Genomic DNA, 25,882 nt, shown 5'->3' with positions numbered 1-25,882 from the left:
CAGGCCCTATCAAAAATGATAGGTAACCTGTTTTATTGTTTTTCTAAAAGCTGTTCATAGGCACGTTGATATTTTTGAATATCGCCTGCCCCCATAAATAAGATCACACTATCTTTTAGCTCAAGTAGTGGGGATGTATCCTCTTCTAAAAGTATTTGTGCGCCTTCGATTTTGTCCTTCAAATCATTTACTGTTAATTTACCATGAACTTCTCTTGCTGAACCAAATATCTCACATAAGAAAACATGGTCAGCCTCACTAAGACTTTGCGCAAATTCCGTTAAAAATGTTTGTGTTCTTGTAAAAGTATGCGGCTGGAATACGACAACTATTTCTCTATTTGGATATTTTTGTCTAGCTGAATCTATTGTTGCTTTTATTTCTGTAGGATGATGCGCATAATCATCGACAATAACTTGTGTGCCTACTTGCTTTTCCGTAAATCTTCTTTTTACACCTTTAAATGTTTTTAAATATTCCTGAGTTTTCTCTGTTGATATTTGCTCATAATGACATAAAGCGATGACTGATAAAGCATTTAATACATTATGGTCGCCAAAAGTTGGTATTTCGAATGTAGCAAAATAATTATTACGAACAAATACATCAAATTTAGTTCCCGTAGAATTTTTTTCAATATTTCTTGCTTGAAAATCATTTTCTTCAGCAAAACCATAGAAAAGAACAGGAACTTTAGCCTGGATTTTTTGAAGTTGCTCATCATCGCCGTAAGCGATAATTCCTTTCTTCACATGCATTGCCATTTCTTGGAATGCAGAAAACACATCGTCAATATTTGCAAAATAATCTGGATGATCGAAATCAATATTGGTCATGATTGCGTAGTCTGGGTAATATGAAAGAAAATGACGTCTATATTCACAAGCTTCAAAAACGAAGTATTCTGCATCTTTTTCACCATGCCCAGTTCCATCCCCAATTAAATAAGAAGTAGGCTTTGATCCAGAAATTGCATGAGCAAGTAACCCAGTGGTTGATGTTTTCCCATGGGCGCCTGTAACAGCAACACTCGTAAACTTCTGCATAAATTCCCCTAAAAATTTATGGTAACGGATAACTGGTACTCCAACTTTTACTGCTTCTTCGATTTCTTCATGTGTATCAGGAAAAGCATTTCCTGCAATAACAGTTAAGCCTGGTTTAATATTTTCGCGCTGGAATGGTAATATTTTAATTCCAGATTGCTCCAAGCCTTTTTGGGTAAAGAAATATTTTTCATAATCTGATCCTTGCACTTCATAACCCATATCGTGTAGTATTTGTGCCAATGCACTCATACCGGACCCTTTAATACCTACGAAATGGTATACAGTCATAATAGAACCTCCAACAATGTCTATATGTACACAGTATATGATATACGTATATCATTTGCTATAATTGGTTTTATGAACGATTGACAATAATCAAATGTTCATATTGAAATATTATAGCACTTTTTCTATTCCATGACTATGCTATGTATGACATCTTCATTTTAGGAATATTTTCAAGGACTGTGCTTTATAAATTTTAAAGTAATGGGCAGAGAGAATCTCTGCCCTTTCATTTCATTTGATTGCCATAGGCAACCTCTAAATCATCCCTAGAAATTAAAACATCTCTTGGTTTGCTTCCTTTTGCTTCAGAAATAATTCCTTGTTGCTCCATCATTTCAATCAACCTTGCAGCCCGATTATAGCCAATTCGAAAATTTCTTTGTAATAATGATGTAGATGCACCGCCCTGTTCAATAACAAATTCACATGCTTCAAAAAATATTTCATCTTCTTCATCTTCAATTTGTGCCTTTTTTAATAATTCATCTTGTTCAAATAAATAATTAGGTTTTTCTTCATTTCGAACATGTGCTACTATACGATCTATCTCATCATCCGTTACAAAGGTTCCCTGTATTCGGGCAGGTTTAGAGGATCCATTCTCTAAAAATAGCATATCTCCTCTTCCCAACAGCTTCTCAGCACCGCTAACATCAATAATTGTCCTAGAATCCACTTGTGAAGATACCGAAAAAGCAATCCTCGTTGGAACATTTGCTTTAATCAATCCAGTAATAACATCAACTGACGGTCTTTGTGTAGCAATGATTAGATGAATTCCGCATGCTCGCGCTTTTTGGGCGATTCTACAAATAGCTTCTTCTACATCAGCTGGAGACATCATCATTAAGTCTGCCAGTTCATCAATAACTATAACAATGTATGGAAGCTTCTGATTAAACTGACGGTTTTGTTCAGCTACCTCATTGTATTTTTTTATATCCCTAACACCTGTATGAGCAAATAATTCGTATCTTCTCTCCATTTCTTCAACAGCCCATTTCAGTGCTGCTGTTGCTGCCTTCACATCAGTAATTACAGGACTAACTAGATGTGGAATATGATTATAGGGTGCAAGTTCCACCATTTTTGGATCAATCAATAATAATTTTAACTCACTAGGTTTTGCCTTATATAACAAACTCACAAGGATTGAATTGATACAAACACTTTTTCCTGAGCCAGTAGCGCCGGCAATTAGACCATGTGGCATTTTTCTAAGATCGGTTATAATTGGATTTCCCGAAATATCAAGCCCCATTGCTGCTGTTAAAGGAGAATCACTTTCTTTAAAAACTTCACTTGAAATAATTTCACTGATCATCACTGGTCTACTACTAACATTTGGAATTTCAATTCCAATTGCATGCTTACCAGGAATAGGCGCCTCAATTCTAATATCTCTTGCTGCAAGACTCAGCTTAATATCGTCGCTTAAATTCGTAATCTTATTTACCTTTACCCCTGGCTCAGGTTGTATTTCAAATCTGGTTACAGACGGTCCTTGACTTACATTTACAACCCTTGCTCTCACATTAAAATTTAATAAAGTCTCATTTAAAATGGTACTTTGCTCTTGTATCCAATCATGATCTAATGATTTTTCAACAGGTGGAATCAATAATTGGAAGGAAGGGAACATATAAGACTGTATAGGCTCCATATCCAAATCATTTTCCTGATTAATGGTTAATACTGACTCAGGTTCTATCTTTACGGAAGTCTCCTTTTTGAATTTTTTCTCTAACTTCTGTCGATCCTGCTTTAACATAAGGACATTAAATGGTATATGAGAACGATTTGGCTTCTCGACAGTGTCGGAAGCTTCATCTGCTTCTATCATCGCTGCCCCTTCCTCAAATCCTAGATCTCCATCATTTGATGGAGAATTCTGAGATAATGGTTTACGATCTATTTGAAAGTCTTTTTCGACTCCTACAGCTATTTCGTCTACAGTTTCAGAAAATTCTTGTATGAATTTTTCCTCACTTTGGAATGTTGGATTGTTTTCTTCCGCTTTCATTAATGGTTGTATTTCTTGTGTCTCTTGCTCCACATTCATTGAAGGTACTTCTTGCAGCTCTGCTTCATTGAACATCAATATAGGAAATGCCTCATTTTCTTCTTTGGTTTTCTGTATAGGTAGTGTCCGCATTTCTTCTTCTGTTTGCTGCACTGGTATTCTCGGTTGCTCTTCTACCATTTGCTGTACTGCTTCTCTCGGCTGCATTTCTGCCATTTGCTGTACTGCTTCTCTCGGCTGCATTTCTTCCGTTTGCTGTACTGCTTCTCTCAGCTGCATTTCTTCCGTTTGCTGTACTGGTTCTCTTTGCTGCATTTCTTCCGTTTGCTGTACTGCTTCTCTCAGCTGCTGCTCTTCTGCCGTTTGCTGTACTGCTTCTCTCAGCTGCTGCTCTTCTGCCGTTTGCTGTACTCGTACTTTCGGCTGCTCTTCTGCCATTTGCTGTACTGCTTCTCTCGGCTGCTCTTCTGCCACTTGCTGTACTCGTACTCTTGGCTGCTCTTCCACCGCTTGCTGTACTGGTTCTCTTTGCTGCATTTCTTTCATTTGCTGTACTCGTACTCTCGGCTGCTCTTCTGCCATTTGCTGTACTGCTTCTCTCGGCTGCTCTATTTCCTTTCGGATCCCTTCCATCTTTTTGAGTTGGAGATCATTCATTGAAGTTAATTCATATTCACATATTTCTTCTTCTTTTTTCGCTTGTTTTGGACGTGAAAATCCATAAACAGGTGAAGGAATTTCTGTTGGACGAAAAGGTTGTCTATTTTTTGGTTCTATTTTTCTAGCGCTTTTTTGTATGTATACTCTTTCTTTTTCCAATTCTATTGGTTGTTTAACTTTTTGTTTAACTGGCTCCTCCCTCTTTGAAATCGACCTATTACTATTCCTCGTTCTTTTTTCATCGGGAATGGCAGGAAAGCGAAAATTCCCCTTTGGATATTGATATTTCATACGAGTTTCCATCGTTCTATATGGTTCATTTTGTTTTTTTTCAATTAATGTATTTTCCTGTGGTTCAATTGTATCTTCAACCTCAACGGTAAATATATTTAATATTTTTCTAAACCAGCCCAAATTACTCACTCTTTCTTTTTATACTACAAAATAGTCCTTTTTTTACAACAGACTGTTCTAAGATCATTAAAAACACAGTCATGTCGAAAAACTTGCTCTTTTTCATTATACAAGTAAAAAGAAAAATATCGAGAGATTTTACCATTTTAAAAAAAACGAAATGTAAATTTAATTTTTTTTTAATTAGAGCATAAAAAAAATTTTGCATGGAAAATTAGTTAATGAATAAAAAAAAGGAGGCAACAATGATGAAATTGACAAAAACCTTGCTTTGTGTTGGTTTAATATCAGGGCTTTTAGCTGGATGTGGAACAAATAATAATGATAAAAACGTTGCAAATAGAAATAATGTTAATCCAGTAAGATATAATAATGATGATCGTAATATGAATCCTAGAAATGTTAATTATGACAATGATTTAGGAAACAATAACAACAATATGAACAATGGCTTAGGTACGAATAATAACAATGGTTTAGGCACAAATAATACTAACAACAATGGTTTAGGCACAAATAATGATAATAACGGTATTGGAAATAACAATGGACAGGTAAATAATAAAATGAGAGTAGCGGATGAGGCTGCAGATCGTGTAGCCAAATTGAAAGAAGTTAGCCGTGCAAATGTCATTGTTACTGACAATAATGCATACGTGGCAGTTATGCTAACTGATCGTTCGCGAAATGAATTAAACAAAACTTTTGAGGATAAAATTGCAAAAGAAGTTCGCAAAGCAGATAAGGATATCGACAATGTTTATGTTTCCGTTAACCCTGATTTCTATGATCGAATGAATGATTATGCTAACGATATCAGAAATGGAAATCCAATTAGCGGCTTATTCGATCAATTTAATGAAACTGTCCAACGTATTTTCCCTAATGCTCGTTAATTTTGGTATACACTTTTTATCATTAAAATAAGAGGGAACTCAATTCCCTCTTATTTTTTACTGTTTTTTCCCATAATAAAAATTGGTTCAAGTTCACCATCATCATAAATAAAAGATAATGCAGTGATCGGGACATGGCCATTGGTAAAGAAGCTCATCGTCATTTGTGCTAATACATCATATCCTGTTTCATTTCGAATATCCCCGATAATAAGAACATCCTGATGTGGGACAGACACAGTCATATCACCAGTGATTTTTTCTGACATTTCTTTTAGAAATTTATCATTTAATATCCTACTTGCATCATATCCGTCATTCGTATTTAAAAAATAAAAGATATTATCTGCTACAGTGTCCTGCTTAGTTAACGTACTTAATGACCGCACATTAAATCGTGCCATTTCTTTAATTTCTTCTCTATCCCACTTTTCTTTCCTTAGCATTTCATCATCAATCAAACGATAGGTATTCCCTAAATCTAGTGCATAATATATTCTTGTCTCAGCTGTATGATCTTCTGTAAAAAAGGAAACCCCTTCTGATGTTTCTTTAGGAAATGAGGTAGACCGAATCACAGGAAAAATCCTACTTTCCTTGCCACCCATTTTTTGTTCCGTCCCCATTACATTTAATGCTTCCTCTACATAATAAACAATTTCATCGACTGCTTTTTCCTTTTTTTCATGCCATTTCGATACTGCATTGGACAAAGATACAGTAATTCCTTTACCTGTTTGTTTATTTTCAATTCTTAAAGTTTCTTTCTCACGATTATAAATAATGCTTCGGTTATCATGCTCTAACCGTTTTTGAAGCTCCTTTTTCATTTTGATTGTATCCATTTTCATGATTATTTTCCCACCTTTGATTGATTGCTTTACTCATTCTACATGAAAAACTCCCTCATCTCAAAGATGAAGGAGTCGAATCATTAAAGCCCTTTTAAAAAGTTTTCAATTTCCTCTTTTGTTTTACGATCTTTACTTACAAAACGCCCTAGTTCATTGCCTTCTTTAAAAACAATAAAACTTGGAATCCCGAAAATATCTAAATCAGAACATAGATCAATGAATTCATCTCGGTCTACATATACAAAAGTATACTCTGTAAAATCAGCCTCTATTTCTGGTAAAAACGGATCGATAAAGCGGCAATCAGGACACCAATCAGCCGAAAACATAAAAACTGTCTTCCCACTATCCTTCAATGTTTCGAATTCTTCCATTGATGTTAATTTTTTCATTTCCATCCTCCTAATATTATTTTTTGTATTGAACTGATTTAACTACTCTCATCATTTTACTCGCATTGGCCGAAATATTCTTCTCTTTTGACTCGGTGGTCATCTTAATACCTCCAATGCCGACAGTCACTTCATACATATCTTTCTCTACCTTAGATACAATTAAGTACCCAAATTGTTTTTTATTTTTAAAGGTATGGTCAACAACTAAATTTTTTTCAGGTTTAGACATTTGATATACAATTTTACTGTCTTCTTTCTCATTCTGATTATAAAATAATATATAATCATTTTTTCCTTTAATAATAACATTGTTAGGGGATTCATCTTTAATAGACATACCAAATGGTAAATAAAACTTCACATTATTTGATCCATCGGTAATTTTTTCGCTTTTATGATTAAATGCTTCCTCAACATTTTTAATAGCATCGTCGTTTTCATCCTTTAATGAATGACTGCAACCTGATATGACCATCATGAGACAAATGAAAACGACCCCACTTATCCATTTTCGCAAATTTACTTCCTCCTAAACATATGAGGCTCTTTACCTATTCTAACGAAAATAGACAAATGTTGACAAGAACTTTTCGCAAAATTCCCAATAGGAGTTCATCATTTTTTTACTTCTTTCTAAATTGAAATTGCCCAATTAATATTTTCATTACATGAGTAAACATCTCATCCCTTGTTATTACATTATTCGTGAATATTCCAATAGCCCCTTCTTTCTTACTAACATTTCTTACTTTTGATACATCCTCCATTACAGGACCTAATTCCTCCCCTTTCCTTAAACGTTCTGCCACATCTTCTGGTAATCGAATTCTAGCCCCACCCGCAATAATTGGTGACTCCCCCTTTACTACAAGAGCTCCCCAATTACATACGAATAGTCCAAAAGGAGTTTCTACAACTCCCCCCTCTAAACCTATTCCAATTTCTATGTTTTCCTCTAATAAACAATTTGTCGCACGATTGACCGCACCTTGTATCGTTTCTTCATCAGAAAAAGGCTGATTACTTACTCCTGAAGGAACTGACATTGGGGTAATGATTACATCGATATCTTGTTCTTTACATGCTTCTTCTACTGCCTTAACTTTTGCAGGATTTACAGATCCAATAGCGATTTTCATGCTTTCACTCCTAATTTATTAATTTCCATAAAAAAAGAGGCAATAGCCCCCTTTTTTTTAATTATTTAATATCGTATTAACTGTGGATTGGTCACATAATTGAACAAGTTTGACTAATAAAGCCTTTGCTGCTGCATAATCATCAACGTGGATAATAGATGCATGTGTATGAATATATCGAGAACAGATTCCAACGACAGCACTTGGTACACCTTCATTTGAAGTATGGACACGTCCAGCATCCGTTCCACCTTGAGATACAAAATATTGGTATGGAATATTATTACTTTCAGCTGTATCTAAAATCAGCTCTCTCATACCTTTATGAGTAATCATCGAACGGTCCATGATACGAAGCAATGCTCCTTTACCAAGTTGGCCAAATTCATTTTTATCCCCGGTCATATCGTTTGCAGGGCTAGCATCTAAGGCAAAGAACAAATCAGGCTTAATCATATTAGCTGCGGCTTGAGCCCCACGAAGGCCGACTTCCTCTTGCACATTTGCTCCTGAGTAAAGAATATTAGGAATATCTTTTCCTTGAAGCTCTTTTAATAATTCAATGGATAAACCACAGCCGTATCGATTATCCCATGCTTTAGCTAATATTTTTTTCTCATTAGCCATAGGTGTAAAAGGACAAATAGGAACAATTTGCTGACCAGGCTTAATTCCGATGCGAATGGCATCCTCACGATTATCAGCACCAATATCAATTAACATATTTTTAATATCCATTGGTTTATTTCTTTTACTGTCATCTAATAAATGTGGAGGAATTGAGCCAATTACTCCAATTACAGGACCATTATCTGTTATAATTTCCACTCGCTGAGCTAATAATACCTGACTCCACCAGCCACCGAGTGTTTGAAAACGAAGCATTCCATTATCAGTGATAGAAGTCACCATAAATCCAACTTCATCCATATGGCCAGCTACCATAATTGTTGGTCCTTCTTCCTTACCACGTTTTATCCCAAAAATTCCGCCTAAACGATCCTGAACTACTTCATCCGCATATTTTTCAAGCTCCGTTCTCATAAAAGCTCTAACTGCATGCTCATTGCCTGGTGCACCGGGCAATTCTGTTAATGTTTTAAACAACTGTAAAGTTTCTTGTTCCATCGAATATCCCTCAATTTCTATTTATTATGTACCCTTCTATTTTACAGAACTTTCATACTGCTTTCTAGTTTTCTGTTTTGTCATTCTTTTTTGATTGGCTCTTTTCTCATACATGCTTAAGTATGCTTTAACTACTATATATTAGTTTGATACACCTCTCATTGAACACCAATGACCCTCTAAAAATCCTTTATTCGCTGTAAAAAGGGAGGCTATTAGGCTTTGACAAAAGCAATAAACTATACGAAAAACAGCCTTTTGATATCAATTCATTCTTTAATCTTAATTTTCCTAATAGATTATTCAACATGATACAATAAGGAATGAGGAGGGATAAAGATGGAGAAATTATCAATTGGTGAAATAAGTATTTACTGGTTAGATGGAGGGGTAACATTTTTAGACGGAGGGGCAATGTTCGGTGTTGTGCCTAAACCGCTTTGGTCAAAAAAATATCCTGTCAATGAAAAAAATCAAATTGAATTAAGAACTGATCCAATGCTACTACAGATTAATAACAATAATATTCTAATAGAAACTGGGATTGGAAAGGGAAAGTTAACTGACAAACAAAAAAGAAATTATGGAGTGGTTGAGGAATCGAAACTAGATGAATCATTAGCCGAAATTGGATTATCACCAAAGGATATTGATATTATCTGTATGACACATCTTCATTTTGACCATGCTAGTGGATTAACAAGATGGGAAGATCATCAATTAGTTTCTGTTTTCCCTAATGCAAAAATTTATACCTCCAAAGTTGAATGGGAAGAGATGAGGAATCCAAACATTCGGTCGAAAAATACATATTGGTCAGAAAATTGGGAACCTATACAAAACCAAATATACACATTTGAAAATCAAGTGGTTATTGAAGAGTGTATTAAAATGATTCATACTGGCGGACATAGTGACGGACATTCTATCATTGAAATTGAAAGTAATGGTCAAAAACTAATTCATATGGCCGATTTAATGCCGACACATGCCCACCGTAATCCTTTATGGGTCCTAGCCTATGATGACTATCCGATGACATCGATTTTTGCAAAGGAAAAATATATTCCATATGCAATCGAGAATCAGTCATGGTTTATTTTCTATCATGATGCCTACTACCGAGCATTAAAATGGGATCAAGACGGAAATATCATCGACGAGATAAAACGGAATTAAAGTATCATTTTGACCCAAAAGCACATCTTACATTAATTTCTATATCAAAGAGTGCACTATCATTCGTAATGTAACGGTGCACTCATTATTTTATTATGTAGATTATATTGGATAAACATCCAATACAGTACCTGTATAGGCATCAGCAATAAATTCATATTGCATCCTTTTGTCATTTATACGACAGGTAACCCCGCCACGATAAATTTTTGCTTTAATAGGAAACTTCTCATAATCTTCCTTCATTTGCTGAATCCAAGAACCCTCTACATCTGTTGATTCTTTAAATGCTTTTTTTACATTTGACAATACTGTATCACTAGAAATAAAGGTTTTACTTTTAACTACCTCATTAACTAAGTAACCGCTTACCGCACCAATTGCTATACCAGTAACAAAAGATTTCAAATTCATGCATCATACCTCCTATTTCCCTATAGTTTATCATATTCAAAATTATCCATGATATATTTTTAAACCTTTAATGATACAGAAATAACTATGTAAAATAAATTCAATTTTGCTTGTAAAAGGTATCTTACTTTTTTTAAAATGGAGATAGAGAGGATGAATGGCATGAAAAAACTAAATAGTTTTTCCTTCTATATACTAGCCGTTATAGTATTATGGCTAAAGACACTTGTGATATACTTCTTTGAATTTGACCTAAGAACGAGTACATTTCTTGAAACATTCCTAATATTAGTGAATCCACTTGGATCAATTGGATTATTTTTAGGGATTAGTTTGTTTTTTCCAAAAAAAGTTAGAAAAACAGCTTTTATGGTTTTATACATATTACTAACTGGTCTTTTATATGGAAATATTTTATATTATCGTTTTTATATTGATTTTATTACTGTTCCTGTTTTATTTCAATTTCAAAATGTAGGCGGATTAAGTCAAAGTACATTAGAACTCATTAATTGGACCGACCCTTTTCTATTTATTGATATTGCTCTTTTAGCCTGGTTACTCGTGAAACGAGTAGATAAAGGTTTACCGCTAACCATAATTAAAAGAACATCAATGATATGTAGTAGTATTGCACTTATCATTCTTGTCATTTTAAGTGGTTTCATTGAGAATCCACAGCTTTTTAAAAAATCATATGACAGAGAAAACCTAGTCAAAACGCTTGGGAGTTTTAATTACCATATCTACGATATCCTATTCAATTCTAAAATGTCTGTCCAGCGTGCGTTTGCAGATAGTACCGATGTTGATGATGTGACTAAGTATATAAATAAATTAAATTCAAACGCACCCCCGTCCTCAATGAGCGGATTGGCAAAGGGGAAAAATGTCATATTAATCTCTCTCGAATCAACACAGCAATTAGTCATTAATCGTAAAATTAACGGCGAGGAAATTACGCCGTTTCTCAATTCAATTTTAAAAGATAGCTTGTATTTCCCTAACTTCTATCATCAAACTGCCCAGGGGAAAACATCTGATGCTGAATTTATGATAGATAACGGGCTCTACCCATTATCGGGCGGTTCTGTTTTTGTCAGAAGGCCAAGGAATGATTTCTATGCATTACCAGAAATTTTAAAAGAAGATGGGTATTATAGTGCCGTTTTTCACAGTAATGATGAAACTTTTTGGAACCGTGAAAATATGTATGAAACGATGGGATATGATCAATTTTTTTCGAAGAAATATTATCATGTTTCTGAGGAAAATAGTGTGAACTACGGTTTAAAAGATATTCCATTTTTTGAGCAATCCATACCCTATTTAAAAGATTTGCCACAGCCCTTTTATGCAAAGTTTTTAACATTAACCAATCACTTCCCGTTTTTATTAGAACCGGAAGATCAATTTCTTAAAGATGACGAAGAAAATCCTGATTTAGTTCATCGTTATTTCCGTACAGTTCGCTATGAGGATGAAGCAATTAAACGTTTCTTTACACTATTGAAAAAAAATGGGTTATATGATAACTCCATCATCATTTTATACGGTGATCATTACGGTATATCAAAAAGCTACCATAAAGAACTTGAACAAGTATTAGATAAAGAAATTACACCTAATGAACAAATCGATCTTCAAAAAGTGCCTTTTATTATTCATATTCCGGGAGAAAAGGGAAAAATCATTAAGACCATTGGAGGTCAAACAGACATTAGACAAACGATACTTGATCTACTTGGTATTCACCCTGAGAAGCCTGTGATTGATTTTGGTCATAGTTTAATTTCTAAAAAGCCGAAGGATCTTGTTGTATTTAGGGATGGTAGTTTTGTAACGAAAAAATACACCTTTACAGAAAATGCTTGTTACAATAAATTAACAGGCGATAAAGTGAAAATGAGCAAATGTACACCTTATTTTGATCGAGTTCAAAATGAATTAAATTTCTCAGATAATGTGATATTCGGTGATTTATTACGATTCAATGATGAAAAAATGGCAGAATAATAAAAAGGCGGCAACCCTATGATTACAGGGTAGCCGCTTTTTTGAATTAGTTATTCGCTTCATTTTGATACTTCACTTCACAGCGATAAATCCGTTGACCCTTTGCAGAAAATTTTTCTTCATATTCCGTCATAATATTATCTTCAAACTCACTATTATGCAGATCCAAGCTAATATATTTTAATAGCAGCCCGTATTCAGAAAAACTTTGAAGCGAGTATTCGAATAATCCCTGATTATCTGTCTTAAAATGAATTTCTCCACCATCAATTAATAATCCTTCATATAATTTAAGAAAGCTTTTATAAGTTAGTCTTCTTTTCGCATGTTTCTTTTTAGGCCAAGGGTCAGAAAAGTTTAAGTATACCCGCTCAATATCCCCTTTTGCAAAGAGATCACTCAAATTACTTCCATCGATATTTAATAACTTAATGTTAGTAAGCTCTTCTTCGATCAACTTGTCCAATGCCGAAACAATTACACTATCCTGCATTTCAATCCCAATATAGTTAATTTCAGGATTTGCTTTTGCCATCCCAACAATAAATTGTCCCTTTCCCGTTCCAACCTCAATATGAATAGGATGATCATTATTAAATAGTTCTCCCCATTTTCCTTTATATTTCTCAGGAGTTTGAATCACAAATTGGGGATATTCCATTAGTTTTTCTTTTGCCCATGGTTTATGTCTCAATCGCATTTCTATACACCTCAATATGAATTTTTTAGTCCATCATGCATAAAGACAAAAGGAATTCACAAAATAATTGTGGATTCCTTTTTACTAATACTGAAAGGAGATTGCTCATGCCTCTTAGTCATCATGATCAAATGACCTTATTAAAAGATATTTTAAACAATCATCAAGTTGATTGTTGTGGCTCTGTTGCCGAATGTGAACAGTTGGAACGCTTAGTTAAATCATTAATGGTAAATCCAAATATTCATGAAAATATTAAACCTATTTTACAGGAAGTATTCAATTACAGTCAAAATGGTCAATATACTCAACACTTGGATTTCCATATTGAATCAAATCAAGAGAATATATCTGAATGGGTAGATCAAATGAATATATATAATTAAAACGTCTCTCGCACAGATTTTTTACCTCTTCAATTAAAGATAGTTATGAAAGAGACCTTAAATTATAACGGCAGATAGCCGATCTAGCCAATCATTCACTTCGCTTATGCGATTTTTACTTTTATTCCATTGTACGGCCAAGAGAGACTGTGAAATATAATACCATTTCATCCGTAATAAAAGATGATCATTTAGATGAAGGCCATATTGTTTTAACCACTGATCCCAGTTTTGTCGATCAATGTATAAATATAAAAGCATCCCAATATCAAGAGCAGGGTCGGCGATCATTGGACCATCCCAGTCAATTAGATACAACTGGTTGTCATCTGATAACAGCCAGTTGTTATGATTAATATCTCCGTGGCAAACAACGTATTCTTCGCTTTTAATATTTGCAAGCTCGTTTTGGAGATAATAGATAGATGACTGAATAATGGGTGTTGATAGTAGGTCATGATCTAATTCAGTTTTTATTTGTTCCAGTATCATATTAGCTTCAATTGGAGTTTTTCCTAACCGAAGCAGCATAGAAAGTAATGGACCAGATTCATGGATTTTTTTCAATAGCTTAGCAACAATATCTTGGCTCATTTCATGAGACTTTAATTCTCGTCCACTTAGCCATTGCTGTGCCGTGATGACATCCCCATTTTCTGTCCTTTTTGTCCAGACAAGCTTTGGTACAATCCCTTCAGCCGATAATACAGCTAAAAAAGGAGAGGAATTTCTTTTTAAAAATAATTTTTGTTCTTGATGTCTGGCAAAGAACGCTTCTCCCGTTGCCCCACCGGCTGGGGTTATTTCCCAACCTTGACCAAGTATGTGTTCCAACATCATTCACCTTCAATTGTTTCGCCCATCACCATTTTAATTACAGCAAAAAATAGTACTAAGATTTATAAGATGGCTGTTTTCGTAAATAGATTTAGACCTTAAACAGTATAAAAAGCCTATAAGAATAAAAAAGATAGCTATTGATACGGCGTACAACAATAGCCACCTTTACTAATACAGATTTTAAATTATTGTCGCAGCTTTATATAAATAAAAAACTGCATAAATCATATCATTTATCGACTTTATAAAGATCTTTAAATAAATTTTATTCTTTATGACATTTTTCGTCAAGTTGTTTTAACCTAGGCAATTAGTTGTTTCACATTTTCATATGTTTTAATTAATTTCCACGAATGAGGACAGACCTTAATTTGAACTGGTGTTTCACCTGCAAACTCACCGTCAGCATGAACAGGAATGTTAGCCGTTGAATGAATGAGAATATCTGTCCCTTTGAGCAAATGAACAGCTTTAAATTTTGTATGGCCTCCCCAAAATACACTAAGAAAGATAAATAAGATCATTATTCTTGAAATTTCCGAAACAACTGTAATATCTAATTCGCCATCTCCCGGATCTGCCAGTGGAGAAATTTTCATCCCCCCGCCGTAGAAGGCTTGGTTAGATATTGTTACAAACCATGCCCTTTCGAATGTATATTCTACACCGTTAATGACAAGATAAATCGTTGTTGGGCGATATCGAAAAAGCTCTATTAGCATGAAAATAGCGTAAACTAATTTTCCTAAACCTAATAGATTTAACCACTTTTTTGTAAAGGAAGAATTCACCCTTCTAGTAATTGATGCGTCAAAGCCTGCACCTAGACTATTAACAAAATGCCCTTGACCCGTTATATTCGTAAATTTTCCTGTATCGAAAAAAACTCCTTCATTTTCCTTCATTTGCAATAGGTGAGCTAAACATTCATCCGGTTTCGTAGGAAGTTTGTAGCCTTTAGCAAAATCATTACCAGAACCCGCTGGTATATAAGCAATCGTTACATGCTGGAATGAAACAACACCATTAATTACTTCATGGATGGTACCGTCACCACCAACTGCAACCATTAAAATAGGATCAGATATTGATAGAGCAATAGAATGCGCTAGATCCTGTGCATGTTTTTGATGTTTTGTATAGAAAACCTCATATGGAATATTATCCAGCTTATAGTTTAGCTTATTCCAAATCTTTTTGCTTACTCCATTTTTAGCCGAAGGATTTACAATAAATACAAGCCTTTTCTCCATACTTCCTCATTCCTCATTCCCTTCTTGTTCAACCCACTCTGGTCTTCTTGAACAAGTCGTCTGACAATAATCTAGGAGAATCTTTGCTGTCTTTAATTGGACATGCTTTAAAGGTGATTGTAATTTTCTTTGCTGTTGAAACCATGTAGGGTAGGATCTTTTTTCCAGTAATACAAGATCAGCCGGTGCATTAGGAAAATCAATATACCCATCTCTACATATAACAGCCTTTTTTAACGGGATATCGAGCTGATATTTATTTAATAATTGTTTGATTATTTTTGACATGCGATTCAGTGCAATGACAGGGTTTAAAATTTTGCTTTCTCCCCCAATTGATCTTTTTATCCAAAATTTTTCATTTGACCCAAGGTACACTGCATCCTTTTCTTGGTCTAAGAAGGATAAGCACCATACTTCAGTTGGAGAAATTAAGATAACCTCCATTTCAATCGGAGCTTTTTTTAACAAGAAGATCGGTTCATATAAAAATAAAAAAGTATCAGGAAAACGTTGCAATAAGTATTTTAAATTTTCATTTCGATAGTATCTTTGGTCAGGAAAAGATTTTTCTACTATTGTCGAACTTGCCCATTTCATTTGGAAAGAAAATAGCTGATCTAAGAATAACTGCTTCAACTCATCAATTGAATCCGGATAATACGTTAATTCAGGCATAAATTGAAACAATGATTCTTTGTTAATTGGTTGTTTGTCTACGGTCTCTTCTTCTATTTTTCCTTTCTTAAATAATCGTCTAATAATATTGGTCGATGTTGACCGTTTATTCTCCACATGCTCATTCCCTATAGGTGAAACAAGTTGGATTTGTTCCTCTCTATTTTCCCAACGATCCTTTAATTTGTCCCATTGTTGTTTCTTTAGTCTTACATACTGTGCTGGATACCTAAACGGATCCATTTCGTATCGTGAAATATAATCTTGTAACTTTATTAATTGTCCCATGCTGTTACTACTTCCTTTTCTACCTATTCGTCACCCAAATATATGCTTGCTTTTTTTTGATATTTAGGAACCGCTTCAAGAACGGTTTCATATAGTACAACTTCCTCTATATTGAATTCTTCCATTTTTATAAACTTTTCTTGTAGAGATGATAATGAGAATGCACCGAATGATTGCTCCCATTTTCTTGCCAAAGTAATATGAGGACGAAATGGTTTTTCATCTAATTGAAATCCAGACTGTATACATTTTTCATACACATTTACTCTTAGTTTGTTTAATTCATTCGATTCATGTACACCAGCCCAAAAAATCCTTGGAGTCTCATTTCTTCCAAATATACCTATATGATTGATCTGTAAACGAAAACTACTAATTTCTATAAGAGATTCTTTCATCAAATTAAGTGCTAAATTTAATTGATTTATTTCGGCATTACCTAAAAAAGCAAGTGTGATGTGATAATCTTCTGGATGAACCCATCGCTTAAAAGGATAATCTTTTTTAATTTCATCACACCATTCAAATAGTTTGTTTTTTATAGCAGAAGGAATGGGAACAGCAAAAAAATAATGTCTGCTTTGCATTAGGTCACCCTCTATAAAGTTTGTGTTACTCCTATTTTATCAAATTTCTTCTTGAATATGACATATTTCTATTTTTTCCTACATATATTGAAATGACAACAAGGTTTTCTTTTAGTTTTATTGGGTAAAGGATACAGAATTGTATGAAGGGAGAATAGATTTGTGAAAAAGGGAGAAAAGGTTATTTATAACGGGGAGGAATATGAGATCTTTTTTTTATATGATAGTGGATACTGTGAAATCAAAAGGCTTTACAGAAAAAATATTTTATTAGTCCATCATACCGAAATACAAAAAATACATAAATTTGACCATTTTGGAAAATTATCCCCAAACAATAATTACATAACAGAACCCCATAAGTGTTAACGAAGCTTATGGGGTCTTATTTTAATTTTATTCACTTAATTTTTCGATTTCACGTTTAAATAAATTCTGAAGTTTTTTGGTAATCTTTCCTGGTGTTCCGGAATTTATTTGTAATTCATTAATTTGTACAATTGGCATAACTTCAGAAGTTGTACTGGAGATAAACACTTCATCAGCTTGTTTTAAATCGTTAACAGTAAATATTTGTTCCTTATATTCTATTCCATTTTCCTTACACAATTTTAATATTACTTGTCTTGTAATACCATTTAAAATAAGATTAGTGGCTGGACGCGTAATGACACAGTTATTTTTTACAATAAATACATTAGAGGAAGATCCTTCAGTAATTTCCTCTCCACGATGCTGAATTGCTTCATAACAACCAGCCTCAGCCGCTTTTTGTTTTGCTAATGTATTTCCAAGTAAATTTAAGCTCTTTATATCGCATCTTAGCCAACGGATATCTTCTACTAGTAATCCTTTTACACCATTATCCATCGAGACCTGTGGAATTGGCATTTCTCTTGTATAAGCAACATATGTTGGAATAATTTCTTCACTAGGAAAACCATGTTGTCTTGTATAGGTTCCTCTTGTTATTTGTAAGTAAATGATACCAGTATCTAACTGATTTGTTTCAACCAATTCCTCTAATCGCTGCATTAAATCTTTTTTGGAAAATGGAATATGGATGGAAATTTTTTCGGCACTTTCATATAAACGCTGTATATGTTCATCTTTCGTAAATAAGTGACCATTGTATACACGAATAACCTCGTATATTCCATCACCAAATTGGTATCCACGATCTTCAATGTCAATATTCACTTCTGATTTTTCTACAATTTCTCCATTAAATATAATTTTCTCCATACTTTTCCTCTCCCATCAAAATATTATTTATTTTTAGCTAATTCAAAAATAGCTTGTGCATAAATAGCAGTAGCTTTGATTAAATCCTCAATAAACATAAATTCATCCTTTTGATGCATTACATCTGGTCTACCTGGAAACAATGCTCCAAACGCTACACCTGATTTCAATGAACGTGCATAAGTTCCTCCACCAATTGATAATAATTCTGCTTTTTCACCAGTCTGCTCTTCATATACCTTTTGCAAAGTCTTTACAAGATCAGTATTTGCATCTACATGGTGCGGTTTCGAATCAGAAAAATTCTCAATAACAAATCCCTTTTCATTTACCTTATCATTAATGATTTTTTTATTTTTTTCCATATCGAATGTCACAGGATAGCGCATATTCAAGCCGAAGCGACCACCGGAATTTACTTCATAGAGCATTTTTCCGACATTGATAGTTAGGTCTCCTGTAATTTCATCCTGATACTGAACTCCCAATCCTTCCCCACGTGATTGATCAAAGAGGAAATTCACTGCAAAATCAATATAACGTTTGGAAGATGTATCTAAATCTAATTCATTCAAAAATGTTGTTAATAATAACCCGGCATTTTTCCCATTTTTGGGTTCCATCCCATGTGCGGAAACACCTTCAAGTTCTAAATGTAGCTCCCCATTATCAATAAAGTATTTTCCTTTTAAACCTATTTTCTGAAGAAAATCACTATATCTTTGTAAAATATCTGTTTTCTCCCCGTCAAAGGTTAAAACAGCTGATGCAAAATCGGGTACCATATTATATCTTCGTCCAGATTGGAAGGATAGAAGGGTGATATCCGCTTGTTCTTCAATTACTGAAAAAGGTAGAACTATATCATAATCAGCAATTCCCTTTTCCGCATTAATAATTGGAAAATCGGCATCTGGAGCAAAACCGATTGATGGCATTTCTTCATGCTTGAAATAATGTTCGACACAGCGCCAGTTACTTTCCTCATCCGTACCTATGATCATTCTTACTCTTTTTTCAATTGGAAGACCTAATTCTTTTACGATTTTCATCGCGTAGTATGCTGCCATAGTAGGTCCTTTATCATCGCTAGCTCCTCTAGAGTATATCTTTCCGTCTTTCACTTCCCCACCATATGGATCAACACTCCAACCATCGCCTTCAGGAACTACATCAACATGACACAGAATACCCAATAAGTCTTTCCCATCTCCCATTTCTAAATGACCAGCTAGGTTCCCCACATTTTTAGCTGTAAACCCATCTTTTTCTCCTAAATCTAATAAATATTGCAAAGCATCTTTTACCCCTTGGCCAAGAGGAGCATTTGGTGCACTATTTTCTTCGTCTAACACACTTTTAATTTTTAAAATGCCCTGTAAATCTTTAATTAGATCCTCTTTTCTTTTTAAAACCTCTTCCATCCAATTTATCTTTTCCATTGCTAGCACTCCAATTTTATGTATTTTCTAAAAGTTTATCGTTTTTTATTTTACTCCTTTTCATCAATTTAATAAATCTTTTATATTCTGTTCACAAACATTGTTTCTATTTAGATAAAGATTTAACTAATAAATATAACTTGATCTCATTATTTCACTGTAAAAAGAGTGTATCACTCATACAAACTCGAGGAAGCCTTTATTATAATTACAAACTATACAAAAACAGCCATCATTAATAAAGAAATATATTTGAAGGAAATGGAGAGATTATTTTATTTTTCTGAAAATTATACTAATTTCATTTTATTTTCATATAATATACTATGACAATTACCATATTAATTCCTTGTTATCTCTGGATATTTTAAAAAAGAAGGTGTACAATGTAATTGTCTGAAATCAAAGTCAATAATTTAAGAAAAAAAGGAGTTGTCTGTGAGGAGAATAAGTCTTTTCTAATTTTATTGAAGAATAATTTCTAAACTGCTTGATTAGCATTAAAACAGAATTTTCTTCAATTTCATAAGCCGTCTGTAGTCTTAGTCTTTGGAAATAAGATGAGGGAGTGGTTTTTTGAAACCTTCAACCAATCGAATGCTAACCCGAATTAAATCAATCTACATGTTTATTAAGGAAAATGGGACAGTAACGACACAGGACCTTGTAGATGAGTTCGGCATCACTCCTCGCACCATTCAAAGGGATTTGAATGTGTTAGCATACAATGACTTAATAATAAGCCCAAATCGGGGAAAATGGACAACAACAGATAAAAGAGTAAAGATGTCTTCTTAACCAAACAGAAAATCATCCTATATACTAGATAGGGCTGTCTGAATCAGACAGCCCTATTATTTACCCTTTATTTCATATGTGGTGAGTAGTTGAACTTCTTCATCAGATAATTCACGATAGTCACCAAGTTCAAGACTTTCATCTAATTGAAGTGGCCCCATCTCAATTCTCTTAAGGTATATAACCTTTTTATCAACCGCTTCAAACATTCGTTTTACTTGATGAAATTTCCCTTCTGTAATAGTTAATTCTATATCAGACCGTAGACCTGATTTTAAAATTTTTAATATACCTGGTTTTGTATAATAACCATCCTCTAACATGACACCATTTCGAAAAGCCTCAACATCTTTTTCCGTTACTTCACCTTGAATGACAGCAAAATACGTTTTTGGCACATGATTTTTAGGGGATAGAAGGCGATGTGCCAACTTACCATCATTTGTTAGTAATAATAAACCTTCCGTATCTTTATCTAATCGTCCAACTGGAAAAGGCTCCATGATAGCATCCTCTATTTTTAATAAATCAACAACGGTTTCTTCATTAACATCTTCAGTTGCAGAAATGACACCTGGTGGTTTATTCATCATAAGGTATATAAACTCACGGTATATGATCTTTTCACCTCGTACCGTTATTTCATCACTTTTGGGATTTATATGTATTTTACCATCTTTCGTTAATTGATTATTAACTACAACCACGCCATCTTTTAACACTTTTTTTACTTCTTTTCTACTACCTAGACCAGCATTAGCTAAAAATTTATCTAATCTCATGAAAGCACCTCTATTTCTAATTAAATCTTTTTTATTTAGTGAAATAGCCTATACGTATTTCTTTTAGGGGCATAGGCTAATATGGGAACCATTCATAAACAAAAGAAGACTGGAGTGAATTTTTTATGGATTATAGGCAACAACAAGCACCGGCGCAATTTCCATGGCCACCTGGACAACAAAATCAAAATGTAAATAGAAGACTGGATAATATTGAAAGGCGACTCGATCGTTTAGACCGTAGGTTTGACCGTTTAGAACGCCGTGTGACTCGGCTTGAACGTCAAATGGGTTGGGGTCAAGGTCAAGGGTCTCCAGGACGAGAATACTACTATTATTAATCTAGGCTCTTTTCTCAAGCATGGTTTGCTATTCAGGTAATGTTTTACTAATAAAAATAGATTGAAGGTCGACATGTCCTTCATTCCTCTTAGAAAAGAGCTGCAAACTACTAAAATAACGCTGAACCCTTTATTAAGGGTAAAAGCCGTGGAGTAGGGCTTTTACAAAAGCAAAAAACTATACGAAAACAGCCTTAATCTAAAAGGAGGTCAATTCTAAGACCTCCTCTTTAACTAATGTGTAATTTTGATTTAATCCTTTGGAGTCTGTCACCAAATAATTTATCGGCTAACTTTGATCTTAATCCCATATAGCCATAAACCACTGCGCCAATTCCACCGCAAATAATAACGATGATCAATGATTGGATTTTTGAATCAGTCATTAAGAATAGTGTAAGGAGCTTATATACCAATAAAACGACTACAGCCATGACCCCATTCATTAAGAGAATGAATATCGTTCTTCTAATGATGATTTTAAATGGATATTTGGCAAAAATCTTAATGACAATTAAATTAATTAGTATCGTTGCTGTATATCCAAGAGCAGTTGCATATACTGCCCCTTCAGTCTCATATAACTTCATTAATGGAATATTTAAACTTAACTTAACCAATAACCCTACCAATAAACTCAATACTGTAAATCTTTGTTCATTAATTCCTTGAAGGATAGCAGCTGTAACTGAAAACAATGCAAATAAAATAGCAACTGGTGCATAGGTAGCTAATACATCTGTACCGAATTTACTGTGTTCATAAAATACAGTATAAATAGGTTCCGCCAATAAAGATAAACCAATTGCTGCTGGTACAGTTATGAAAAGAAGAACCTGAAAAGTTTGGTCCACTTGACGAACTAATGTATGTCTATTCCCTACTGCATAAGATTCTGTTATGAGTGGTACTAAGGTTAAAGAAAAGGCAGTAGCTAATGAAACTGGAATAATAACTAACTTATGAGTGGAGAAATTTAAAACTCCGAGATGCTCAAGTGAAATTGCTCGACTATATGTTAGTTGATCAATCCCTTGAAATAATGAATTAGCAATTCCGACTAAAATAAAAGGAAATGCATAAACGAAGATTTCCTTATACATAGAAATTAAGGATATCTGCATTTTTCCTTTATCATGTTCAAGTAATTCATCAAAATGATGCTTTCTTTTTCTCCAGTACCATAAGAGTGTAATAAGACTTGCAATTCCTCCAATAAAAGCTGCAAATGTTGCTGCACTAATGGCAGAAACCATACTACCTTTTAGAATTTTTAATACAAAAAAGGCACCGAATAATAAAAATACAATACGAATAATTTGTTCAATAACCTGTGAAACCGCCGATGGTCCCATCGATTGATGTCCTTGAAAATATCCTCTTAATAAACTCATTACTGGTATGATAATTAGGGCAAAACTAACAGCTCGAATTACTGTTGCAACTTCAGCAATAGTATATGGACTATCCGCTTTGTTCATAGACATTTCCGCAAAAAACGGCGCAAATATATACATGATTAAAAAGCTGAGGATTCCTGTGATCAACATCAGCAATATACCAGATTTAAATAATTTTCTTCCAACAGCATATTCTTCCAATGCATTATATTTCGCTATATATTTTGATACCGCCAATGGAACACCTGCAGTTGCAATACTTATAAATATTGTATATGGGACATAACCAAATTGGTAAAGGGCTGCTGGCTCAGACCCACCTATAATTGCATAAAAAGGGATTACATAAAATAATCCTATTATTTTTGATATAATAGTCCCTAGTGTTAATATAAATGTACCTCTTATTAGTTTCGAAGACATACGATCCCTCAATTTTAAAAATTAAATTGCACTAATAAGTAGTGTACCTCTTACAAGATTAATTGACAATTTATTAGAGTAATCTTTTTTTTCTTGAACATAATTTTTACAAAAGGTGTGAAATAATGAAATATGATGTAATTGTTATTGGTGGAGGGCCATCAGGACTTATGGCTTCTATTGCAGCTGGTGAAAACGGATCAAAAGTTCTATTACTGGATAAAGGAAATAAATTAGGAAGAAAACTCGCTATATCTGGTGGAGGAAGGTGCAATGTTACCAATCGATTGCCTATTGATGAAATAGTAAAACATATTCCCGGGAATGGACGTTTCCTGTATAGCGCTTTTTCTATCTTTAATAATGAAGACATTATTCGTTTTTTTGAGGACTTAGGCATTGAATTAAAGGAAGAGGATCATGGAAGAATGTTCCCCGTTTCTGATCGTGCTCAATCAGTCGTAGATGCTCTGTTAGATAAGTTATCAAAATTAAATGTAGAGATTCGAACAAATACAGCTGTCAAAGACATATGCTATGCCAACGGTTGCGTTGAAAGTGTTGAGCTTATGACTGGAGAGAAAATACCTACTAATGCTGTAGTGGTTGCAGTTGGAGGAAAATCTGTCCCTCAAACAGGTTCAACAGGAGATGGTTTTCCTTGGGCTGAAAAAGCTGGACATACCATTTCAGAATTATTTCCTACAGAAGTTCCAGTGACCTCAAATGAGCCTTTTATAAAGGACAAGCTACTTCAAGGTCTGTCATTAAGAGATGTAGCAGTAAGTGTTTTAAATCCAAAGGGTAAAGCGATAATTACCCATCAAATGGATATGATTTTTACTCATTTTGGCATATCAGGTCCCGCTGTACTTAGATGTAGTCAGTTTGTTGTTAAAGCGATGAAAAAGTGGAACTTAAAGGAAGTATTGATGAGTATCGATGCCCTTCCCGATTACAATGAAGAAGAGCTATTCCAAAAGATAATGAAAAACATCAAAGAAGAGCCTAAAAAAACAATTAAAAATTCATTGAAAGGATTAGTTCCGGAACGCTATTTACTCTTTTTGCTTGAATTCAACCAAATAGATGTAAATGCACAAGGTGGTACTATTTCAACAGAGTTAATTAGAAAATTTGTGAAGTCTTGTAAACAATTTCAGTTTCATGTAAACGGTACACTCCCTTTAGAAAAAGCATTTGTCACAGGGGGCGGTGTCTCTGTAAAAGAAATTGAACCAAAGACAATGGCATCTAAACTTATGCATGGCCTATATTTTTGTGGTGAGGTACTAGATATCTACGGATATACCGGTGGCTATAATATTACTTCAGCATTAGTGACTGGAAGATTAGCTGGCATGAATGCGGCCCTGAAATAAAAGGAGTCTACCTAGATAGTGCACCCCCCATTTTAAACATCGTTTAATATGAAGAGGTGCACCTCATTTAGGTCTCATTTTATTTACGATACATTACCAAAGCACTAAAACAATAAATTTGTTCTTCATTTTCCTCAGTCATTGCTGCTACATGAAATTTAATGTCTATAAGCTTATCTTCTTCTAAGCGGCTTAAAAATTGATTAACATCCTCTTCTAAATCCTTCTCATGCTCACAATCAAATACTTTTACCTGAACCATTTATATCTTCTCCTTTAATTGAATAGTATTTATTATTGACAAAAAGTAATAATATTCAATCATTTCCCCTAAAAATACTGTCTTCGTATCATTGATTGTTTTTGTAAACACCCTACTACCGACTTTTACGCTTAATAATGATTCAGCTTGTTCTTATATAGTTTGACGGTTTCAAAATATTTATTAGATAACACTTTGACTAAATAGCAACAATGTTTGAGAAAAGAGCCTAAAAAAAAGAACCAACTGCATTTCTTGTACAGTTGGTTTCTCTCTGATCATTTCGGTTTTGTTACTCCTGTCCAATTAAGCATGCCACCCTCCATATTCACGACTTTATAGCCATTATCTTGAAGAAATTGACAAACCCTGGCACTTCGACCGCCAGAACGACAAATCATAATGTATTCCACATTTTGATCTAATTGATCTAATGACTCTGGAATTTCTCCCATTGGTATATGTTTTGCTTCTGGAATCATCCCTTCTGCAACTTCATCAGCTTCACGGACATCAATTAAATTTAGTTTTTCTCCTTTTTCCAGCTTTTCTTTCAATTCATCAGGAGTAATAATTGGAAATTCTCTCATTCACTCTTCTTCCTTTCAATATATAAT

26 protein-coding genes are annotated in these 25,882 nt (G+C 34.0%); 7 read left to right on the top strand and 19 right to left on the bottom strand.

The annotated features are described in order from the left end of the window. Positions 1–32 precede the first annotated feature (32 nt). Together murC and NST63_RS07710 are read right to left on the bottom strand one after the other, a co-directional pair. Complete coding sequence (murC, locus tag NST63_RS07715; RefSeq protein WP_078109098.1) at positions 33–1,337, bottom strand: UDP-N-acetylmuramate--L-alanine ligase; 1,305 nt, start codon at positions 1,335–1,337, stop codon at positions 33–35. 229 nt (positions 1,338–1,566) lie between these two features. Then, positions 1,567–4,437: a DNA translocase FtsK gene (locus NST63_RS07710; RefSeq protein WP_341041742.1), complete on the bottom strand. Its 2,871-nt coding sequence runs from the start codon at positions 4,435–4,437 to the stop codon at positions 1,567–1,569. A 248-nt stretch (positions 4,438–4,685) separates the two neighbouring features. On the opposite strand from NST63_RS07710, the gene NST63_RS07705 reads away from it, so the two are divergent. Then, entirely contained in the window at positions 4,686–5,333 is a 648-nt protein-coding gene (locus NST63_RS07705) for a YhcN/YlaJ family sporulation lipoprotein (protein ID WP_071976930.1), read from the top strand. 50 nt (positions 5,334–5,383) lie between these two features. On the opposite strand, the gene NST63_RS07700 is transcribed toward NST63_RS07705, so the two are convergent. From NST63_RS07700 to NST63_RS07680, 5 genes are all read right to left on the bottom strand, one after another. Then, positions 5,384–6,178: a DUF1444 domain-containing protein gene (locus tag NST63_RS07700; protein ID WP_341044159.1), complete on the bottom strand. Its 795-nt coding sequence runs from the start codon at positions 6,176–6,178 to the stop codon at positions 5,384–5,386. 89 nt (positions 6,179–6,267) lie between these two features. Beyond that, the gene (locus NST63_RS07695) at positions 6,268–6,579 is read right to left on the bottom strand and encodes a thioredoxin family protein (RefSeq protein WP_071976929.1); all 312 of its coding nucleotides are present in this window, start codon (positions 6,577–6,579) and stop codon (positions 6,268–6,270) included. A 16-nt stretch (positions 6,580–6,595) separates the two neighbouring features. After that, on the bottom strand, positions 6,596–7,099 hold the full coding sequence (locus NST63_RS07690; RefSeq protein ID WP_071976928.1) for a hypothetical protein: 504 nt from the start codon (positions 7,097–7,099) through the stop codon (positions 6,596–6,598). Positions 7,100–7,205: 106 nt separating this feature from the next. Next, the gene (locus NST63_RS07685) at positions 7,206–7,721 is read right to left on the bottom strand and encodes a DUF84 family protein (protein WP_071976927.1); all 516 of its coding nucleotides are present in this window, start codon (positions 7,719–7,721) and stop codon (positions 7,206–7,208) included. Positions 7,722–7,778: 57 nt separating this feature from the next. Continuing rightward, positions 7,779–8,849 (bottom strand): M42 family metallopeptidase, encoded by a 1,071-nt coding sequence (locus NST63_RS07680; RefSeq protein ID WP_058005598.1) that lies wholly within the window; start codon positions 8,847–8,849, stop codon positions 7,779–7,781. A 339-nt stretch (positions 8,850–9,188) separates the two neighbouring features. Here NST63_RS07680 and NST63_RS07675 point away from each other — a divergent pair, with 339 nt between their 5' ends. Then, positions 9,189–10,028, top strand: coding sequence for a YtnP family quorum-quenching lactonase (locus tag NST63_RS07675; protein WP_341041739.1), 840 nt, complete (start codon positions 9,189–9,191; stop codon positions 10,026–10,028). Between the two features lie 102 nt (positions 10,029–10,130). Here the strand turns inward: NST63_RS07675 and NST63_RS07670 are convergent, their stop codons facing one another. Continuing rightward, positions 10,131–10,442: a PepSY domain-containing protein gene (locus NST63_RS07670; protein WP_071976925.1), complete on the bottom strand. Its 312-nt coding sequence runs from the start codon at positions 10,440–10,442 to the stop codon at positions 10,131–10,133. Between the two features lie 162 nt (positions 10,443–10,604). Between NST63_RS07670 and NST63_RS07665 the strand changes: the two genes are divergently transcribed. Next, positions 10,605–12,458 carry an LTA synthase family protein gene (locus NST63_RS07665; protein ID WP_341041737.1) on the top strand — a complete coding sequence of 618 codons (1,854 nt, stop codon included), beginning with the start codon at positions 10,605–10,607 and terminating at the stop codon, positions 12,456–12,458. 46 nt (positions 12,459–12,504) lie between these two features. Here the strand turns inward: NST63_RS07665 and trmB are convergent, their stop codons facing one another. After that, on the bottom strand, positions 12,505–13,158 hold the full coding sequence (gene trmB / locus NST63_RS07660; RefSeq protein ID WP_180211645.1) for a tRNA (guanosine(46)-N7)-methyltransferase TrmB: 654 nt from the start codon (positions 13,156–13,158) through the stop codon (positions 12,505–12,507). A gap of 107 nt (positions 13,159–13,265) precedes the next feature. Here trmB and NST63_RS07655 point away from each other — a divergent pair, with 107 nt between their 5' ends. Continuing rightward, positions 13,266–13,544, top strand: coding sequence for a YtzH-like family protein (locus NST63_RS07655; protein WP_058005602.1), 279 nt, complete (start codon positions 13,266–13,268; stop codon positions 13,542–13,544). Between the two features lie 57 nt (positions 13,545–13,601). Here the strand turns inward: NST63_RS07655 and NST63_RS07650 are convergent, their stop codons facing one another. From NST63_RS07650 to pepV, 6 genes are all read right to left on the bottom strand, one after another. Further along, positions 13,602–14,378 (bottom strand): phosphotransferase family protein, encoded by a 777-nt coding sequence (locus tag NST63_RS07650; RefSeq protein ID WP_071976923.1) that lies wholly within the window; start codon positions 14,376–14,378, stop codon positions 13,602–13,604. A gap of 308 nt (positions 14,379–14,686) precedes the next feature. Beyond that, the gene (locus NST63_RS07645) at positions 14,687–15,637 is read right to left on the bottom strand and encodes a diacylglycerol/lipid kinase family protein (protein WP_180211643.1); all 951 of its coding nucleotides are present in this window, start codon (positions 15,635–15,637) and stop codon (positions 14,687–14,689) included. A gap of 6 nt (positions 15,638–15,643) precedes the next feature. Then, positions 15,644–16,603, bottom strand: coding sequence for a hypothetical protein (locus NST63_RS07640; RefSeq protein WP_058005605.1), 960 nt, complete (start codon positions 16,601–16,603; stop codon positions 15,644–15,646). A gap of 23 nt (positions 16,604–16,626) precedes the next feature. After that, positions 16,627–17,190 (bottom strand): RNA 2',3'-cyclic phosphodiesterase, encoded by a 564-nt coding sequence (gene thpR, locus NST63_RS07635; RefSeq protein ID WP_078111179.1) that lies wholly within the window; start codon positions 17,188–17,190, stop codon positions 16,627–16,629. A 396-nt stretch (positions 17,191–17,586) separates the two neighbouring features. Beyond that, positions 17,587–18,435, bottom strand: a complete 849-nt coding sequence (dat, locus tag NST63_RS07630) for a D-amino-acid transaminase (protein ID WP_341041735.1) — start codon at positions 18,433–18,435, stop codon at positions 17,587–17,589. Between the two features lie 23 nt (positions 18,436–18,458). After that, entirely contained in the window at positions 18,459–19,877 is a 1,419-nt protein-coding gene (gene pepV, locus NST63_RS07625) for a dipeptidase PepV (RefSeq protein ID WP_341041734.1), read from the bottom strand. A gap of 576 nt (positions 19,878–20,453) precedes the next feature. Between pepV and NST63_RS07620 the strand changes: the two genes are divergently transcribed. Next, positions 20,454–20,675 carry a DeoR family transcriptional regulator gene (locus NST63_RS07620; protein ID WP_078111183.1) on the top strand — a complete coding sequence of 74 codons (222 nt, stop codon included), beginning with the start codon at positions 20,454–20,456 and terminating at the stop codon, positions 20,673–20,675. 56 nt (positions 20,676–20,731) lie between these two features. On the opposite strand, the gene NST63_RS07615 is transcribed toward NST63_RS07620, so the two are convergent. Further along, the gene (locus tag NST63_RS07615; RefSeq protein ID WP_212943521.1) at positions 20,732–21,457 is read right to left on the bottom strand and encodes a pseudouridine synthase; all 726 of its coding nucleotides are present in this window, start codon (positions 21,455–21,457) and stop codon (positions 20,732–20,734) included. Between the two features lie 125 nt (positions 21,458–21,582). Between NST63_RS07615 and NST63_RS07610 the strand changes: the two genes are divergently transcribed. After that, complete coding sequence (locus NST63_RS07610) at positions 21,583–21,798, top strand: hypothetical protein (protein ID WP_212943523.1); 216 nt, start codon at positions 21,583–21,585, stop codon at positions 21,796–21,798. Between the two features lie 230 nt (positions 21,799–22,028). Here the strand turns inward: NST63_RS07610 and NST63_RS07605 are convergent, their stop codons facing one another. After that, positions 22,029–23,621: a putative polysaccharide biosynthesis protein gene (locus NST63_RS07605; protein ID WP_212943525.1), complete on the bottom strand. Its 1,593-nt coding sequence runs from the start codon at positions 23,619–23,621 to the stop codon at positions 22,029–22,031. A gap of 125 nt (positions 23,622–23,746) precedes the next feature. On the opposite strand from NST63_RS07605, the gene NST63_RS07600 reads away from it, so the two are divergent. Further along, on the top strand, positions 23,747–25,003 hold the full coding sequence (locus tag NST63_RS07600) for a BaiN/RdsA family NAD(P)/FAD-dependent oxidoreductase (protein ID WP_212943526.1): 1,257 nt from the start codon (positions 23,747–23,749) through the stop codon (positions 25,001–25,003). 79 nt (positions 25,004–25,082) lie between these two features. Here the strand turns inward: NST63_RS07600 and NST63_RS07595 are convergent, their stop codons facing one another. After that, entirely contained in the window at positions 25,083–25,265 is a 183-nt protein-coding gene (locus tag NST63_RS07595; protein ID WP_058005615.1) for a sporulation protein Cse60, read from the bottom strand. Positions 25,266–25,543: 278 nt separating this feature from the next. Next, positions 25,544–25,855, bottom strand: coding sequence for a rhodanese-like domain-containing protein (locus NST63_RS07590; protein WP_212943527.1), 312 nt, complete (start codon positions 25,853–25,855; stop codon positions 25,544–25,546). Positions 25,856–25,882 lie beyond the last annotated feature (27 nt).

Source organism: Heyndrickxia sp. FSL W8-0496 (assembly GCF_038007825.1).
GTDB classification, from domain to species: domain Bacteria; phylum Bacillota; class Bacilli; order Bacillales; family Bacillaceae_C; genus Heyndrickxia; species Heyndrickxia oleronia.
This window is presented reverse-complemented; position numbering and strand designations above follow the sequence as displayed.

Excerpts from the sequence above, each read along its gene's own strand:
- NST63_RS07645 (WP_180211643.1), bottom strand. The coding sequence starts at position 15,637 with ATGGAGAAAAGGCTTGTATTTATTGTAAATCCTTCGGCTAAAAATGGA.
- NST63_RS07670 (WP_071976925.1), bottom strand. The coding sequence starts at position 10,442 with ATGAATTTGAAATCTTTTGTTACTGGTATAGCAATTGGTGCGGTAAGC.
- NST63_RS07610 (WP_212943523.1), top strand. The coding sequence starts at position 21,583 with ATGGATTATAGGCAACAACAAGCACCGGCGCAATTTCCATGGCCACCT.
- NST63_RS07590 (WP_212943527.1), bottom strand. The coding sequence starts at position 25,855 with ATGAGAGAATTTCCAATTATTACTCCTGATGAATTGAAAGAAAAGCTG.
- NST63_RS07595 (WP_058005615.1), bottom strand. The coding sequence starts at position 25,265 with ATGGTTCAGGTAAAAGTATTTGATTGTGAGCATGAGAAGGATTTAGAA.
- dat (WP_341041735.1), bottom strand. The coding sequence starts at position 18,435 with ATGGAGAAAATTATATTTAATGGAGAAATTGTAGAAAAATCAGAAGTG.
- NST63_RS07705 (WP_071976930.1), top strand. The coding sequence starts at position 4,686 with ATGAAATTGACAAAAACCTTGCTTTGTGTTGGTTTAATATCAGGGCTT.
- NST63_RS07695 (WP_071976929.1), bottom strand. The coding sequence starts at position 6,579 with ATGAAAAAATTAACATCAATGGAAGAATTCGAAACATTGAAGGATAGT.
- NST63_RS07605 (WP_212943525.1), bottom strand. The coding sequence starts at position 23,621 with ATGTCTTCGAAACTAATAAGAGGTACATTTATATTAACACTAGGGACT.
- NST63_RS07600 (WP_212943526.1), top strand. The coding sequence starts at position 23,747 with ATGAAATATGATGTAATTGTTATTGGTGGAGGGCCATCAGGACTTATG.
- NST63_RS07655 (WP_058005602.1), top strand. The coding sequence starts at position 13,266 with ATGCCTCTTAGTCATCATGATCAAATGACCTTATTAAAAGATATTTTA.
- NST63_RS07640 (WP_058005605.1), bottom strand. The coding sequence starts at position 16,603 with ATGGGACAATTAATAAAGTTACAAGATTATATTTCACGATACGAAATG.
- NST63_RS07615 (WP_212943521.1), bottom strand. The coding sequence starts at position 21,457 with ATGAGATTAGATAAATTTTTAGCTAATGCTGGTCTAGGTAGTAGAAAA.
- NST63_RS07700 (WP_341044159.1), bottom strand. The coding sequence starts at position 6,178 with ATGGATACAATCAAAATGAAAAAGGAGCTTCAAAAACGGTTAGAGCAT.
- NST63_RS07675 (WP_341041739.1), top strand. The coding sequence starts at position 9,189 with ATGGAGAAATTATCAATTGGTGAAATAAGTATTTACTGGTTAGATGGA.
- trmB (WP_180211645.1), bottom strand. The coding sequence starts at position 13,158 with ATGCGATTGAGACATAAACCATGGGCAAAAGAAAAACTAATGGAATAT.
- NST63_RS07685 (WP_071976927.1), bottom strand. The coding sequence starts at position 7,721 with ATGAAAATCGCTATTGGATCTGTAAATCCTGCAAAAGTTAAGGCAGTA.
- murC (WP_078109098.1), bottom strand. The coding sequence starts at position 1,337 with ATGACTGTATACCATTTCGTAGGTATTAAAGGGTCCGGTATGAGTGCA.
- NST63_RS07665 (WP_341041737.1), top strand. The coding sequence starts at position 10,605 with ATGAAAAAACTAAATAGTTTTTCCTTCTATATACTAGCCGTTATAGTA.
- NST63_RS07680 (WP_058005598.1), bottom strand. The coding sequence starts at position 8,849 with ATGGAACAAGAAACTTTACAGTTGTTTAAAACATTAACAGAATTGCCC.
- thpR (WP_078111179.1), bottom strand. The coding sequence starts at position 17,190 with ATGCAAAGCAGACATTATTTTTTTGCTGTTCCCATTCCTTCTGCTATA.
- pepV (WP_341041734.1), bottom strand. The coding sequence starts at position 19,877 with ATGGAAAAGATAAATTGGATGGAAGAGGTTTTAAAAAGAAAAGAGGAT.